The organism is Streptomyces sp. MAR4 CNX-425, assembly GCF_048656465.1.
In the GTDB taxonomy this organism is placed as follows: Bacteria; Actinomycetota; Actinomycetes; order Streptomycetales; family Streptomycetaceae; genus Streptomyces.
Window position 1 is genome coordinate 560,009 of record NZ_JBMDLF010000001.1, and the last position, 13,849, is coordinate 573,857.

14 protein-coding genes are annotated in these 13,849 nt (G+C 75.4%); 5 read left to right on the forward strand and 9 right to left on the reverse strand.

Annotated elements, in window-relative coordinates; genetic code table 11:
• Positions 1-110: 110 nt before the first annotated feature.
• From ACHZ99_RS02435 to ACHZ99_RS02445, 3 genes are all read right to left on the reverse strand, one after another.
• A complete protein-coding gene (locus tag ACHZ99_RS02435) occupies positions 111-755 on the reverse strand; it encodes a response regulator (protein ID WP_420303186.1) in 645 nt (214 codons plus the stop codon).
• Between the two features lie 175 nt (positions 756-930).
• Positions 931-2,157 carry a MacS family sensor histidine kinase gene (macS, locus tag ACHZ99_RS02440; protein WP_420302615.1) on the reverse strand — a complete coding sequence of 409 codons (1,227 nt, stop codon included), beginning with the start codon at positions 2,155-2,157 and terminating at the stop codon, positions 931-933.
• Between the two features lie 38 nt (positions 2,158-2,195).
• A complete protein-coding gene (locus ACHZ99_RS02445) occupies positions 2,196-2,969 on the reverse strand; it encodes a lysophospholipid acyltransferase family protein (protein WP_420302616.1) in 774 nt (257 codons plus the stop codon).
• A 213-nt stretch (positions 2,970-3,182) separates the two neighbouring features.
• Between ACHZ99_RS02445 and ACHZ99_RS02450 the strand changes: the two genes are divergently transcribed.
• The 4 genes from ACHZ99_RS02450 to ACHZ99_RS02465 all read left to right on the forward strand — a co-directional run bounded on the left by ACHZ99_RS02450 (position 3,183) and on the right by ACHZ99_RS02465 (position 6,398).
• A complete protein-coding gene (locus tag ACHZ99_RS02450; RefSeq protein WP_420302617.1) occupies positions 3,183-3,998 on the forward strand; it encodes an alpha/beta hydrolase in 816 nt (271 codons plus the stop codon).
• Positions 3,985-4,641 (forward strand): hypothetical protein, encoded by a 657-nt coding sequence (locus ACHZ99_RS02455; protein ID WP_420302618.1) that lies wholly within the window; start codon positions 3,985-3,987, stop codon positions 4,639-4,641. Before ACHZ99_RS02450 ends, ACHZ99_RS02455 begins: the two co-directional genes overlap by 14 nt.
• A gap of 103 nt (positions 4,642-4,744) precedes the next feature.
• Entirely contained in the window at positions 4,745-5,383 is a 639-nt protein-coding gene (locus ACHZ99_RS02460) for an RNA polymerase sigma factor (RefSeq protein ID WP_420302619.1), read from the forward strand.
• Positions 5,376-6,398, forward strand: a complete 1,023-nt coding sequence (locus ACHZ99_RS02465) for a hypothetical protein (RefSeq protein WP_420302620.1) — start codon at positions 5,376-5,378, stop codon at positions 6,396-6,398. The genes ACHZ99_RS02460 and ACHZ99_RS02465 overlap by 8 nt, the downstream gene beginning before the upstream one ends.
• Here ACHZ99_RS02465 and ACHZ99_RS02470 read toward each other — a convergent pair.
• From ACHZ99_RS02470 to ACHZ99_RS02495, 6 genes are all read right to left on the reverse strand, one after another.
• Positions 6,382-7,155, reverse strand: coding sequence for an endonuclease/exonuclease/phosphatase family protein (locus ACHZ99_RS02470; RefSeq protein ID WP_420302621.1), 774 nt, complete (start codon positions 7,153-7,155; stop codon positions 6,382-6,384). The genes ACHZ99_RS02465 and ACHZ99_RS02470 overlap by 17 nt on opposite strands.
• A gap of 150 nt (positions 7,156-7,305) precedes the next feature.
• Positions 7,306-8,247 carry an ROK family glucokinase gene (locus tag ACHZ99_RS02475; RefSeq protein ID WP_420302622.1) on the reverse strand — a complete coding sequence of 314 codons (942 nt, stop codon included), beginning with the start codon at positions 8,245-8,247 and terminating at the stop codon, positions 7,306-7,308.
• Positions 8,248-8,320: 73 nt separating this feature from the next.
• Positions 8,321-8,773, reverse strand: a complete 453-nt coding sequence (locus ACHZ99_RS02480; RefSeq protein WP_420302623.1) for a DUF5304 family protein — start codon at positions 8,771-8,773, stop codon at positions 8,321-8,323.
• 475 nt (positions 8,774-9,248) lie between these two features.
• A complete protein-coding gene (locus ACHZ99_RS02485) occupies positions 9,249-10,580 on the reverse strand; it encodes an ArsA family ATPase (protein WP_420302624.1) in 1,332 nt (443 codons plus the stop codon).
• A gap of 9 nt (positions 10,581-10,589) precedes the next feature.
• A complete protein-coding gene (locus tag ACHZ99_RS02490) occupies positions 10,590-11,060 on the reverse strand; it encodes an SRPBCC family protein (RefSeq protein ID WP_420302625.1) in 471 nt (156 codons plus the stop codon).
• 49 nt (positions 11,061-11,109) lie between these two features.
• The gene (locus ACHZ99_RS02495; protein ID WP_420302626.1) at positions 11,110-11,871 is read right to left on the reverse strand and encodes a metallophosphoesterase family protein; all 762 of its coding nucleotides are present in this window, start codon (positions 11,869-11,871) and stop codon (positions 11,110-11,112) included.
• Between the two features lie 129 nt (positions 11,872-12,000).
• Here ACHZ99_RS02495 and ACHZ99_RS02500 point away from each other — a divergent pair, with 129 nt between their 5' ends.
• The gene (locus ACHZ99_RS02500; RefSeq protein ID WP_420302627.1) at positions 12,001-13,827 is read left to right on the forward strand and encodes an AMP-dependent synthetase/ligase; all 1,827 of its coding nucleotides are present in this window, start codon (positions 12,001-12,003) and stop codon (positions 13,825-13,827) included.
• The last annotated feature ends 22 nt before the right edge of the window (positions 13,828-13,849 follow it).

The following is a 13,849-nucleotide window of genomic DNA, read 5'->3' on the forward strand; positions in this document are numbered from 1 at the left end:
CACACGACACGGAGCGAGCGGGATTAGCGCACCAACCTGTCAATTCGGCGGCGGCGGGGTTCACCCGGCGGAGGGACCCCGGGGGTAAGGGAACGGCGGGCGGGCGCCGTTCAGCCGTCGTCGAGTCCGCGTTCGATGGCGTAGCGCACGAGTTCGACGCGGTTGTGGAGCTGGAGCTTGCCCAGGGTGTTCTGCACGTGGTTCTGGACGGTGCGGTGGGAGATGACGAGGCGCTCGGCGATCTGCTTGTACGACAGCCCCTTGGCGACCAGCCGCAGCACCTCGGTCTCCCGGTCGGTGAGCTTGGGCACCTCGGGCTCGTCGGGGTCCTCCGCGACGGGCTCCCCGGCCAGCCGCCGGTACTCGCCGAGCACGAGGCCGGCGAGGCCGGGCGTGAACACCGGGTCGCCCTGCGCGGTCCGGCGGACGGCCTCGATCAGCTCCTCGGTGCTGGCGGACTTCACGAGGTAGCCGGTGGCGCCGGACTTGACGGCTTCGAGCACGTCGGCGTGCTCGCCGCTGGCGGAGAGCACCAGCACCCGCACGCCGGGCTGGGCGCCGACGACCTCCTTGCACACCTGCACGCCGGGCAGGCCGGGCAGGTTGAGGTCCAGCACCAGCACGTCGGGGCCCGCGGCCCGCGCCCGCCGCACGGCCTGCGGCCCGTCCCCGGCGGTGGCGACGACGGCAAACCCGGCGGCGTCGAGGTCGCGGGCGACGGCGTCGCGCCACATGGGGTGGTCGTCGACGACCATGACCTTGACCTCGGCGCCGGCTTCTGCGACCACGTGGACTCCCTCCCTGCGCTTCTGGGTGGATGATGCCCGCAGACCATGGTGGCGTATGTGGTGAGTTACGGCACGTGTCGTTTCCGGCGGGGGCGTACGGGCCGCCGCGGCGCCGGGGCGCGCGCCGCCCGGGCCCGGTGGGTCATCCGTGGGGGGCGGGGAGGCGGAGTTCCACTTCGGTGCCCTGGCCCGGGGTCGACACCCACTCCGCCGTGCCGCCCAGGTCCCGCAGGCGCCCGCGGATGGACTGCGCCACGCCGAGCCGGCCCTCCGCCTCCGCCGCCGCCAGGCGGCCCCGCGGGATGCCGGGGCCGTCGTCCCGTACGGTCACCACCACCGTGCCGTCCGGCTCCTCCTCCAGCAGCACCCACGCCTGCGCCTCCGGGCCCACGTGCGCGCGTACGTTGTCGAGCGCGGCGCCCACCGCCGCGGCCAGCTCCTGTGCCGCGTCGGTCCGCAGCGACACCGGCGAACCCGGCTCGGCGACCGAGACGCTCGGCCCGCCCATCGCCAGCAGGAGCAGCCGCAGGGACGTCGTCGCGTCCTCCTCCCCCGGCCCGCCGTCCGCCGCCCCGGCCCGGGCCCCGGCGCCCCCGCCGGGGACGGCGGAACGTTCCGGCGGCGGCGCCGTGCGCTGCGCCGGCAGCGTCGCGCCCGTCACCAGCGCCCGCAGCGCCGCCTCCTGCTCCCCCGCCAGCCGGCCCAGTTCCTTCGCCTCGCCGCCGATCGCCGCCCCGCGCCGCTGCACCAGGGCCAGCACTTGCAGCACGCTGTCGTGGATGTCGCGCGCGAGCCGCTCCCGCTCCCGCGTCGCCGCCTCTATCTGCAGCGCGCGGGCCAGCGCCCGCTCACTGGTCCGCGCCACCTCGACGATGTAGCCGATCGCCGTCGACGCGACCATCAGCAGCACGATGTTGTGGAAGTTGTCCTGCACCACCTCGCCGCGCTGCACGATGTTCGACAGCCCGACCGCCGCCGACGACGCCGCGCCCCACCGCCAGCCGCCCTTGATCGCGAAGCCCAGCACCGACCCGGCCGCCCAGATCGACGGCAGCGTGCTCGCGCCGTCGTCGATGCGCTCCGGGGTCTCCACCGGGATCGTCAGCAGGATGCCGGTCAGCGTGAGCCCGATGTCCGCCGCCAGGAACCGGTACGTGCAGCGCTCCGCCGACGCGACCCGGCGGAAGGTGAACGCCGTCCACAGCGCCAGGACCGCGAAGTACGCCCAGCCCAGCGCCGGGCGGGCGACGTCCCCGTGGCGGGGTACGAACTGCGCCACCGCGTACGCCAGGGTCAGCACCCGGAAGTACGTCAGCGCCTGCCACAGCGGCTGCTCCACCGACATCCGCCGCTTGCTCTGCCCGGCCATCGCCCCGGCTCTCCCTCCCGCCGCACGCGCACCGCGCGCTAGGCGGCGTCCGTCCGCCCGCCGTCGCCCTCCGCGTCCGCCTTCCGGGCCTTCTCCTCGGCCTTCTCCTCCGCCTTGCGGCGCTTGGCCTCGTCATCCATCCGCCGCTTGGCCGCGGTCGCGTACTCGTCGACGTACTCCTGGCCGGACAGCTTCATGATCTCGTACATGACCTCGTCGGTCACCGAACGCAGGATGAACCGGTCGTGCTCCATGCCCTGATAGCGCGTGAAGTCCAGGGGCGCGCCGATCCGGATGCCGGGCCGCATCACCTTCGGCACCACCTGCCCCGGCGGCTGGATCTTCTCCGTGTCGATCATCGCCACCGGCAGCACCGGCGCCCCGCTGAGCAGCGCCAGCCGGCCGAGGCCGCCGGGCTTGCCGCGGTAGAGGCGGCCGTCGGGCGAGCGGGTGCCCTCGGGGTAGATGCCGAACAGCTCACCCCGCTCCAGCACGTCGAGACCGCTCTTGATCGCCGCCTCGCCGGCGCCGCGGCTGCCGGAGCGGTCGACGGGCAGCTGGCCGACGCCCTTGAAGAACGCCGCGGTCAGCCGGCCCTTCACCCCGGGGGTGGTGAAGTACTCCGCCTTCGCGATGAAGGTGATCTTCCGGTGCAGCATGGAGGGGAGGAAGAACGAGTCGGAGAACGACAGGTGGTTGCTCGCGAGGATGGCGGCACCGGTGTCGGGCACGTTCTCCATGCCTTCCACCCAGGGGCGGAAGACGAGCCTCAGGCTGTTGCCGAGGGACATCTTCATCGCGCTGTAGAACAACCGGGGCCTCCTGCGATCTGCTCGTGTGACCATAGCGCTCCTGGTCGGAGAGCGGTATCCGGGGGCGGCGGGCCCGCCCGGGGCCGGCCGGCGGGCGGCGCGGGGCGGCCGGGAGGCGTCCGCGGGGGGCCCGTCCGTCCGTACGGGGCAGTACGCTCAGGGGCAGCGCCAGGCACGTATCCGCCGCCCGCCTGACACGATCGGAGTCCCGTCATGCCGGTCCTTCCCGGAGCCGAGCCGTTCCGCCAGCCGGGTGGCGAGACCGGGGCCCTGGTCTGCCACGGCTTCACCGGCTCGCCCCAGTCCGTACGGCCCTGGGCCGAGGATCTCGCCGCGCGCGGCCTGACGGTGTCGATGCCGCTGCTGCCCGGGCACGGCACCCGCTGGCAGGACCTCCAGCTGACCCGCTGGCAGGACTGGTACGCGACGGTGGACCGGGAGCTGCGCGAGCTGTCCGAGACGTGCGAGCGGGTCTTCCTGTGCGGGCTGTCCATGGGCGGCGCGCTGATGCTGCGGCTGGCCGCCCGGCACGGGGACGCGGTCGCCGGCGTGGTCGCGGTCAACCCGCTGAACAAGCTGCACGGGCTCGCGCCGAAGGCCCTGCCCGTCGCCCGCTTCCTGGCGCGTACGTCCGCGGGCGTCGCGGGCGACATCGCCAAGGAGGGCGTGGCGGAGACGGGCTACGACCGGGTGCCGCTGCACGCCGCGCACTCGCTGCGGCAGTTCCTCGCCCGCGTCGACGACGAGCTGCCGCAGGTGACGCAGCCGCTGCTGGTGCTGCACAGCCGGGTCGACCACGTCGTCTCGCCGCAGGACTCCGTCCGCATCCTCGGCCGGGTCTCCTCGCGGGACGTCACCGAGTCCGTGCTGGAGGAGAGCTACCACGTCGCCACCCTCGACCACGAGGCGGAACGGATCTTCGCCGAGACCGCCGCCTTCATCGACCGGCTGACCCCGCCGGCCGGCGACACCGACGGCCCCGGCGACACCGAGCAGCGGAAGGAGGCCCGGGCACGTGGCGGAGCGTAACCCGGACCGGGAGGACCCGCAGCAGGGCGACGGGTCCGCGGGCGCGGAGCCGGCGGGCGCGGAGCCCGCCGGAGCGGACGGCGGCGGCCCGCTCGACGAGGAGGCCGCCTGGGCGGAGATCGTCGCGGCGTTCGAGGAGGACTCCGTCGAGCCGCCGCACGAGCGGGCGTCGCGCGCGGCGGCCGGGGACGAGGGGCCGGACGGCCCGGCGGAACCGGGCGGCGACGGCGGCGAGGGCGGCGACGGCGCCGCGAAGGACGGCGGCCCGGCGGGCGGTGCCGCCACCGGCACCCCGGCCACCGGCGCCGGCTTCATCGTCTTCTCCGCCGGCACCGGCCCGCGCGACTGGGAGGCGGCGGAGGCGTCCGACGACGACCTCGGCGAGGCCGACGAGGGCCACTTCGTCCCGCCCGAGCCGCCGCCGCTGCCGAAGCCCGACACGACGACCAAGTTCGCCTGGATCGCGGTCCTCGGCGGCCCGCTGCTCCTGCTGACGATGCTCATCCTCCAGCAGCCGATGACCTGGTGGGCCTCGGTGCTCGGCATCGGCGGCTTCCTCGGCGGCTTCGCCACCCTCGTCGCCCGGATGCGCCCGGGCGGCGGCGATGACGACGAGCCGCCGGGCGGCGGCGCGGTGGTCTGACGGACCGCCCCCCGAGCCGGTACGGAACTCGTTCGGGCGCCCCGGCGAAGTAGTGGTGCAAGGCCCGGAAACGGGCGAGTCCACCACGCTCTGGAGGCGCTCGATGGGGGGATTGACGGGCGTGTACACGGAGCCCGAGAGCGACGCGTCGGTCGTCGCACGGTCCCGTACAGAACCCGAGGCGTTCGCGGTCCTCTTCGACCGGCACGCCGACGCCATACACCGGTACGCGGCACGGCGGCTCGGCGACGAGGCGGCCGACGACGTCATGGCGGAGACGTTCACGACCGCCTTCCGGCTCCGCGAACGGTTCGACCCGGGACGCGGCGACGTCCGCCCCTGGCTGTTCGGCATCGCCACGCACCTGGTGAGCCGGCACCGCCGCGCGGAGGCCCGCCGCTTCCGCGCGCTCTCCCGGCTGCCGGCCCCCGCCGAGACCGACGAACCGCTCGCCGACCGGGTCGCGGCCCGCGCGACCGCCGACGGCATGCGCCGCGAGCTGGCGACCGCGCTGGCCCGGCTGTCGCCGTCGCTGCGCGACGTGCTGCTGCTGGTGGCCTGGGCGGATCTGGCGTACGAGGAGGTGGCCGAGGCGCTCGGCGTGCCGGTGGGCACGGTGCGCTCCCGGCTGCACCGGGCCCGCGGCCGGCTGCGGAAGGAACTGGGTGCCGGCGGCGCACCCGCCGGCGACACGGAGGCCGGGCAAGCGGACGACGCGCGGAAGGAACGGGGACATGGATGAGCTGAAGGTGCTGCGGGACTGGGACGCGGGTACGCGGCCGCCGCGCGAGACGGCCCGGCGGGCGGCCCGGGAGAAGCTGCTGGCGGAGGCCCGCGCCGCGGCCCCCGAGGCGGACCGGGCGCGCGCGCCCGGCACCGAGCCCCCGCGGATACGGCTCGCGCCGGTCCGGCTCCGCGGGCCCGGCGCGGGCGGGCCGTCCCGCCGTACCGTCGTACGGAGCCTCGTCGCCGCCGGCGCCACGGCGGCGGCGGTCGGCGCGCCGCTGGCGCTGCTGGAGCGCCGGGACGGCGGCGGCGCCGGCCCGGCGGCCGACCTGCCCCCGGCGGGGGTGCTGCGCGCGGCGGCCCGGCTGGAGCGGGAGCGGGAGAGCATGCGCCCGCCCCTCGAACCGGGCCCGGGCCAGTACGTATACAGCAGGGTGGACGTCCTGGAGGCCCCGGACGACCCCGCCGGCGCCGTCGCGCGGTACACGCAGGAGGCGTGGCTGGCGGCCGACCCCTCGCGGCGGAGCTGGCGGGGCGCGAACCACGACCCGAACGGCTGGTGGCAGACCACGCCGCAGTCCTGGCCACCGGCGGACTGGCGCACCCTCGCGCGGATCCCCCGGGAGCCGGAGGCGATGCTGACGCACTTCAGCTCCTTCCGCCGCGGGCGGACGCCCGACGAGTTCGAGACGCACGACTGGAAGTACGCGGCCGGCTACCTCATCGAACTGATCGCGTGGCTGCCCGTGCTGCCCGACGGGCTGCTGCCGGCGGCGCTGGAGACGTTCGCCGAGTTTCCCGACAAGGACGTGCTGACCGGCACGATGGACACCCAGGGCAGGGACGCGCTCGGGCTGGGGCTGGACGACGAGCCGGGCAGCGGCAAGCTGCTGCTCTTCGCCGTGGGCACGCACGAGTACCTGGGTGTGCAGCAGCCGCGTATCAGAGGCGGGAACCCCGAGAACGGCTCCACGGAGACAACGTCCCTCAACACCTACGCCGTCGTGGACGAGGTCAAGCAGCGGCCCTAGCCGGGCCGGACACCGGCACCCGCAGGGCAGCCAGGACCGGCAGGTGGTCGGTGGCGTCGCGGAGGTCGGCCGGGGTGACGCCCGGCAGGCCCGCCGGGACGCCGCAGCCCAGCACCTCGACCGACGCGGTGGCCAGCACGGCGTCGATGCGCTTCCTCGGGTCGGGCGCCGGGTAGGTGTGCCGGCCGCCCCAGGGGGCGACCGCCCGGCCGTCCCGCAGCTCGGCGGTGAGCCGGCGGAACGCGGCGCCCCCGGGGCGCTCGTTGAGGTCCCCGGCGACCACCGCGTGCGGCTCGCCGAGCCCCCGCACGTGCGCGAGCACCAGCCCCGCCTGCTCGTGGCGCTCGGCCCGGGCCAGGCTCAGATGGGTGCTGACGACGGCCAGCCGGGCCGCGCCGAAGCGCAGCACCGCCGTCGCCAGGCCCCGCCGGTGCAGGCCGGGGGTGCGGGGCAGCAGCGTCTCGTCGGTGCGCTCCACGTGCGCGCGCAGATCGGCGAGGAGCAGGGGCCCCGCGGTGGTGGCGCCGCCGGCGACGTACAGCAGGCCGGTGGCGCGGGCGAGCCGCGCCGCCTTCTTGCGCCACCGGAAGAACCGCGGCCCCTCCTGCACGCAGACGACGTCCGGCGCGCAGGCCCGGATCACCCGGGCGAGCGCCGCGGTGTCGTCGCGCAGGGAGCGGACGTTGTAGCTGAGCAGCCGGACGACGGCGGAGCCGTCCGGCTCGGTGCGCGAGGCGGGCAGATCGGGCAGCAGCACGGGGTGAGACTACCGGGGGGAGCACCCGCGGCGGCGGTGCCGCGGACCGTCGGGCCCGGCGTTGACGCGGGGCGCCGGGACCCGGGGCGGCCACCGCGGGGCCGGCGCCACGCGGTGCCGGGCCGTCACGGCGTACGCGCCCGCCGGCCGTCAGCCCTGACGGGCCAGGTCGGCGGCGCCGACGAGTCCCGCGCGACCGCCGAGTTGGGCGGCGAGCACCTGCGCGTGCGGCCGCCACTGGCTGCCCACCAGCCAGCGCCGGAACGACTTGCGGATCGGGTCGAGGACGAGGTCGCCCTCGTCCGACACGCCGCCGCCGACGATGAACGCGGACGGGTCGAAGAGCGAAGCCAGGTCGGCGAGCCCCGCGCCCGCCCAACGGGCCAGCTCCCGGAACGAGTCGACCGCCACCGGGTCGCCCCGCCGGGCGGCCTCGCTGACGTGCCGCCCCTGGACGCCGTCGGGGGTGCCGTCACCGAGCGCGAGAAGTATCTCGGCCGCCTCGGGGGTGGCGGCGGCACGCTGGTGCGCGTACCGCACGAGGGCGCGGCCGGACGCGTACTGCTCCCAGCAGCCCTGGCTGCCGCAGCCGCACAGCAGCCCGTCCGGCACCACCCGGATGTGGCCGAACTCCGCGGCCACACCGAAGCGGCCGCGGTGCAGCCGGCCGCCGATGATCACGCCGCCGCCCAGGCCGGTGCCCAGGGTGATGCAGACGACGTCGTCGTGGCCCTGGCCGGCGCCGAAGCGGTACTCGCCCCAGGCGGCGGCGTTGGCGTCGTTCTCGACGACGACGGGCAGGCCGATGCGCTGCTCGACCTTGTCCTTCAGCGCTTCGAAGCGCCAGTTGACGTTCGGGGCGAAGAGCACGGTGGCCCGCTTGTCGTCCACGTACCCCGCGGCGCCGATGCCGACGGCCTCGGCGGGGGTGGTGGACGTGACCTCCCGGACCGCCGCGCAGATGGCGTCCACGACGCCTTCGGGTGTCTCCGGGGTCGGTACCGTGCTCGTCTCGATGATCGAGCCCTCTTCGTCGACCACACCGGCCGCAATCTTGGTGCCGCCGATGTCGACGCCGATGGTGAGTCCCATGTCTCCCTCGGATATTCGGTTCGAGCCCCGCTGCGCCTCCTCACATTACCGGAGGCACCGCGGGACCCGGCCGTCAGTCGAGGTCGATCTGCTTGGGGCTGCTGGGCGGTTCGTCGTCCCGGGACCAGTCCGCCTCCTGCCGCTGCACGGCGGCGCGGTAGGCGGCGGCGATCTCCGTGCCGGCGGTGGCGAGGTGGTCGAAGATCTGCGGATTGCGCTCCACGACGGGCTCGACCACGGTCTTCACAGAGGCGAGGAACTGCTTCGCGAACTGCTGGGCGGCGGTCTGCGCGACGGCGGCGGTGCCGCCGGTCGCGCCGGGGGCGCGGAGGTCGGAGACCTTGTCGGAGAGGGAGTCGAAGAAGCGGCGCAGCTCCTCGGCGGCGCTGACGGGCTCGGGGCCGTAGACCGCGCGCCGCCGGGCCTGCTCGGCAGCGAAGTCCTCGGCACACGCCTGGGCCCACGCGTCCGGGTCCGGGGCGGTGGAGGCCGCGCCGGGTTCAGGGCGCTCGATGGCATCACTCATACATCGACGGTACCCGAACAGGGACTTCAGGTTCACCGCCGCGCAGCGGGTTGTGCGAGCGGGGCGACCGGCGGCGGGGTACGCCGCAGGTGGGGCGGGGTGATGGACGCGCGGAACCCCGCGGGGGCGGGAGCAGGTGTGGGAAGCGGGCGACGGGCCTGGGGCGCGGGGAAGGTTCGCAGCGGGTTGTACGGGCGGGGCCGCCAGCGACGCGGTACGCCGCAGGTGGGGCGGGGTGACCGAACCGCGGCCCCCCGGGGGGCGGGGAGCGGACGTGGGAGGCGGGCGACGGGCCGGGGGCGCGGGGAGGATTCGCAGCGGGTTGTACGGGCGGGCCGCCCGCGGCGGGGTACGCCGCAGGTGGGGCGGGGTGACCGAACCGCGGGGCACCGCGGGGTTCCTGCGCCGCTGGCGCGAATCCGGGCACACCGCCGCAGATCCGGCCCCCCGGTCCCCGGCAGCCGCCGCGGGGCGTTCAGCGGGGCCAGACCGCCGGGTCCGGGGCGAAGCGGATCTGGAGCTCGCCGTCGTGCAGCCCGGCGCGGTCGATGGTGCAGCGGCGGAGCGCGGACGGCAGGGGCAGGGCGCGGCGGTGGCCGGCGACGGTGACGAGGAGTTCGTCGCCGCGGCGTACGAGGGTGAGGTCGGCCCGTTCCGCGCCGGGCAGCGGCAGCCGGTACCGCAGCACCCCCTCCGCCGCCAGCAGGTCGTCCACCGCGGCCGGGTCCCCGGGGCTCGTCCCGGGCGCGCGGACCGCCGCCCGCGGCGGGTCCACGGCCTCCGCCAGCGTGCCGAGGGCGACCGGGCCCTGCGGCTCCGGGCCCAGGTGCGGCAGCGCGCAGAGCGCGCCGCCCGCCGCGCGCACCTCGGCGCCCAGCTCCTTGACCACGCGGTGCTGCTCGTCGGCGAGCGTCGCGTACCAGGCGTCCTCGGAGCCGGCCGGCAGGACGCGGTTGGCGACGACGGTCTCGACCGCGCAGCCCTGCAACGCGAGCGCCGCCCGGAGCCGCCGCAGCTCGCGGGCCCCGCGCGGGGTGGCCTCCAGGACGAGCCGCATCCCCGTGCCGGCGGCTTCGGCGGCCTCCCGTACGGCCTGGAGCCGGTGCTCCCAGTGGGCGGCGGCCTCGTACACCCGGCCCGCCGGCACCGGCGCCCCGAGCAGCCGCCCCAGCATCGGCCGCAGTCCCCGCGCGGCCTGCCGCTCGGCCGGGAGCAGCCGGTGCAGGTACCGCACCAGCTGCTCGGGCAGCGCGAGGACGCGCAGCGTCTCGCGGGCCGCGGGCATGTCCACGACCACGAGGTCCCATGGCCCGACCGCACCCGACCCGCCGCCGCCCGGCGTCTCGTACAGCGTCACCAGCGCCCGAAGCAGCGCGAACTCACGCGAGCCCGGCAGCGGCGTCAGCTCCTCCGCCGCCAGCGGCGTCGCCCCGAGCTGCTCCAGGGCGTCCGCGTAGCGCTCCTGCCAGACCGCCAGCGCCTCCGCCGCCGACTCGGCCCCACGCAGCCGCGCCGCCCACACCCCGTCCTCGATCCGGACCGGTTCCGTCCACGGGGGCGGCTCCTCCGCCCACTGCTCCCCGGCCCGCTCCGCGCCGCCGTCCGGATCCGGTTCCGGTGCCGTCCCGGCTCCCGCCCGCGGCGCCGGGATCAGCGCCTCCGGCACCGTCGCCAGCAGTCCGCCCGCCTCCGCGTCCGCGCTCAGCAGCAGCACCCGCGCGCCGTCCCGGCCCGCCCGCAGCGCGGTCGCCGCGGCGACCGTCGTACGGCCGGCGCCCGCCGCCCCGGTGACGAGGATCGTGCGCACGCCGGGGGCTCAGTCCGTGCCGGAGTCGGCGGACGCGCCGGGCACGCTCTCGACCCGCTGTTTCAGCCCGTCCAGCGCCCGCTCGATGATGATCTTCTCCATCTTGCGCTTCATCATCCCGAGCATCGGGATCTTGACGTCGACGGTCAGCTCGTACGTCACCTCGGTGCGCTCCCCGCCCGCCAGCGGCTTCAGCAGGTACGCCCCGTCCAGCGCGCGCAGCATCTGCGACTTCTCCAGCGTCCACCGCACCTCGTGCGGCCCCGCCCAGGTGTACGCCAGCGTCTGCTCGTCCCGGATCGTCTTCGCGTCCAGCACCAGCAGCACGCGCGCCGCGCGCCCCTGTCCGTCCGCTTCGAGCACCTCGGTCCGCCGCACCTCGCCGGTCCACTCCGGGTAGCGTCCGAAGTCCGCGATCACCGTCATCACCGCGTCCGGGGCGGCGTCGATGGTGATGCTCGACCTGGTGTGCTCTGCCATGCCTGGGCTCCTCCGTCAACCGTCCGCGCTGAAGGTTACCGCGCCCCGTTCACCACTCCAGAACCCACGGCTTCCCCCGGGACGCGAAGTGCCCGACGTTCACGCACTCCGTCGCCCCGATCCGCATCCGCCGCGCGAGCGGCTGGTGGACGTGGCCGAAGAGCGCGTACCGCGGGCGCGTCCGGTGCAGCGCCTCCAGCAGCGCCTCGCTGCCCCGTTCGAAGCGGCGCGCCACCGTGTCGTAGCACAGGTCGGGGACGAGCGGCGGGATGTGCGAGCAGAGCACGTCGACGTCGCCGAGGGCGGCGACCTTCGCGGCGTACGTCTCGTCGTCGATCTCGTACGGGGTGCGCATCGGGGTTTGCAGCCCGCCGCCGACGAAGCCGAAGACCCGCCCGCCGATCTCCACCCGCTCGCCGTCGAGGACGGTGGTGCCCTCGCGGGCGAACTCGGGCCACAGCCGCGGGACGTCGACGTTGCCGTACGTCGCGTACGTCGGCGTGGGGAAGGCCGCGAACAGCTCGGCGTACTGCTTGCGCACCGCCTTCTCGATCTCCCCGCCCTTGTCCTTGCCCGCCCACAGCGAGCGCACGAAGTCGCGGTGCTCGTCGAACCTGCGGGCGGTGCGCAGCTCGACGCTGCGCGTGGTGTTCGCGACGCCGAAGAGGTCGGGGAAGATGCCCCGGGAGTGGTCGGCGTAGTCGATGAAGAGGACGAGGTCGCCGAGGCAGATCAGGGCGTCCGCGCCGTCGCCCGCGCGGGCCAGGTCAGCGCTGTTGCCGTGCACGTCACTGACCACGTGGACCTTCATGTGCTCAGCCTACTTCCGTCCCGCCGCGGCCCGGCCGCCCGGTCGTCCCGGTGAGCGCCGCCACTGCCGCGGAACCCCGGGTGGGGATAGGGTCACAGATGGCCCACCGGCACGTCGAGGAGCAGCGTCTTGCGAGAGTTCGCCCTTCCCGCCCTGTACGAGGTCCCGGCGGACGCCAACCTGACGGACCTCATCCGCACCAACGCCGCCCGGACCCCCGACCTCGCGGTCGTCGCCCGCAAGAACGCGGCCGGCGACTGGGCGGACGTGTCCGCCGCCGACTTCCTCGCGGAGGTGGAGGCGGCGGCCAGGGGCCTGGTCGCGGCCGGGCTGCGGCCCGGGGACCGGGTCGCGCTGATGTCCCGTACGCGCTACGAGTGGACGCTGCTGGACTTCGCGATCTGGACCGCGGGCGGCGTGACGGTGCCCGTGTACGAGACCAGCTCGCCGGAGCAGATCCACTGGATCCTCAGCGACTCGGGGGCGGTCGCGTGCGTGGTGGAGACCGCGGAGCACGCCGCGGCGGTCGAGTCGGTACGGAGCCGGGTGCCGCACCTGCGGCACGTGTGGCAGATCGACGCGGAAGGCAACAAAGGGGACAACCGGGTCGAACAGGGCGCCGTCGCCGCGCTGACGGCCGCCGGCGCCGACGTCTCCGACGCCACCCTGGAGAAGCACCGCACCGCCGCCGGCGCCGACGACCCCGCCACCCTCGTCTACACCTCCGGCACCACCGGCCGCCCCAAGGGCTGCGTCATCACCCACGGCGGCTTCCTCGCCGAGTGCGGCAACGCCGTGGAGTTCCTGCGCCCGCTGTTCCGCCCCGGCGAGAGCTCGATCCTCCTCTTCCTGCCGCTCGCGCACGTCTTCGGCCGGCTGGTGGAGATCGCGGCGATGGTCGGGCCGATGAAGCTCGGCCACGCGTCGGACGTGCAGAACCTCACCGACGACCTCGCCGGCTTCCGGCCCACGCTGCTGCTCGGCGTGCCCCGCGTCTTCGAGAAGGTCTACAACTCCGCGCGCGCCAAGGCGCAGTCCGACGGCAAGGGGAAGATCTTCGACAAGGCGGCGCACACCGCCATCGCGTACAGCCGCGCCCTGGACTCCGGCGGGCCCGCCCTCGGGCTGCGGCTGCGGCACGCGCTCTTCGACAGGCTCGTCTACGGCAAGCTGCGCGCCGTCCTCGGCGGCCGGGCCACGCACGCGATCTCCGGCGGCGCCCCGCTGGGCGAGCGGCTCGGGCACTTCTACCGCGGCATCGGCTTCACCGTGCTGGAGGGCTACGGCCTGACCGAGACCGCCGCCGCGATCACCGTCAACCCGGTGGAGCGGCCGAAGATCGGCACCGTCGGGCAGCCGCTGCCCGGCTGCACCATCCGCATCGCCGACGACGGCGAGGTGGTGGTGCGCGGCGGGAACGTCTTCGAGCGGTACTGGAACAACGAGGACGCGACGGCCGCCGCGCTGGACGGCGAGTGGTTCCGCACCGGCGACCTCGGGAGCCTGGACGAGGACGGCTACCTCTCCATCACCGGGCGGAAGAAGGAGATCCTCGTCACGGCCGCCGGCAAGAACGTCGCGCCCGCGGTGCTGGAGGACCGCATCCGGGCGCACGCGCTGGTGGCGGAGTGCATGGTCGTCGGCGACGGGCGGCCGTTCGTCGCCGCGCTGGTCACGCTGGACGAGGAGTTCCTGGCCAGGTGGGCGCAGGACAACGGCAAGCCGGGCCGGACGGCGGCGGAGCTGGCCGACGACGCGGACCTGCGGGCGGCGGTGCAGCTGGCGGTGGACGACGGGAACGCGCAGGTGTCGCGGGCCGAGTCGGTGCGCAAGTTCCGGGTGCTGACCGGGCAGTTCACGGAGGAGTCGGGGTTTCTGACGCCGTCGCTGAAGCTGAAGCGGGCCGTGGTGGCGGACAAGTTCGCGGCGGAGATCGAGGCGCTGTACGAGCGGTAGGGGGCGGCGCCGTACGGGAGCG

Excerpts from the sequence above, each read along its gene's own strand:
- ACHZ99_RS02435 (WP_420303186.1), bottom strand. The coding sequence starts at position 755 with ATGGTCGTCGACGACCACCCCATGTGGCGCGACGCCGTCGCCCGCGAC.
- macS (WP_420302615.1), bottom strand. The coding sequence starts at position 2,157 with ATGGCCGGGCAGAGCAAGCGGCGGATGTCGGTGGAGCAGCCGCTGTGG.
- ACHZ99_RS02450 (WP_420302617.1), top strand. The coding sequence starts at position 3,183 with ATGCCGGTCCTTCCCGGAGCCGAGCCGTTCCGCCAGCCGGGTGGCGAG.
- ACHZ99_RS02460 (WP_420302619.1), top strand. The coding sequence starts at position 4,745 with ATGGGGGGATTGACGGGCGTGTACACGGAGCCCGAGAGCGACGCGTCG.
- ACHZ99_RS02465 (WP_420302620.1), top strand. The coding sequence starts at position 5,376 with ATGGATGAGCTGAAGGTGCTGCGGGACTGGGACGCGGGTACGCGGCCG.
- ACHZ99_RS02475 (WP_420302622.1), bottom strand. The coding sequence starts at position 8,247 with ATGGGACTCACCATCGGCGTCGACATCGGCGGCACCAAGATTGCGGCC.
- ACHZ99_RS02480 (WP_420302623.1), bottom strand. The coding sequence starts at position 8,773 with ATGAGTGATGCCATCGAGCGCCCTGAACCCGGCGCGGCCTCCACCGCC.
- ACHZ99_RS02490 (WP_420302625.1), bottom strand. The coding sequence starts at position 11,060 with ATGGCAGAGCACACCAGGTCGAGCATCACCATCGACGCCGCCCCGGAC.
- ACHZ99_RS02495 (WP_420302626.1), bottom strand. The coding sequence starts at position 11,871 with ATGAAGGTCCACGTGGTCAGTGACGTGCACGGCAACAGCGCTGACCTG.